Source organism: Rhodococcus sp. CX (genome assembly GCF_015865005.1).
Taxonomy (GTDB): Bacteria; Actinomycetota; Actinomycetes; order Mycobacteriales; family Mycobacteriaceae; genus Rhodococcus.
In genome coordinates, this window is the sequence record NZ_JADZGH010000195.1 from 3,049 (window position 1) to 3,340 (window position 292).

The 292-nt window shown below is 70.2% G+C and carries 1 protein-coding gene; it reads left to right on the plus strand.

Annotation, left to right across the window (positions count from 1 at the left end; translation table 11 throughout):
- Nucleotides 1-292, plus strand: a 292-nt coding sequence (locus I0Q12_RS20970; protein ID WP_197254284.1) for a kelch repeat-containing protein, incomplete at both ends; no start/stop codon positions are given.

Genomic DNA, 292 nt, shown 5'->3' on the forward strand with positions numbered 1-292 from the left:
GGTGGGAACCGGAGGGTCCCAATCTGACCGCGCATCCGTCGGATCGGGTGTTCGCTCTGCGCGACGGGGAATGGGTCGACCTGCCGCCCATGCCGCAAGCTCGAGCTGCGGGCGCCGCCGTGACCATCGGCGACAAGATCTACGTCTTCGGCGGACAGGCCGACAACCAGCTCGTCGCCCCCACCGACGTCTTCGACGGCACCTCCTGGACCACCGTCGCCGACCTGCCGACCCCGCGCGAACACCTCGCCGCCACCACCGACGGCACCTACGCCTACGTCATCGGTGGCCG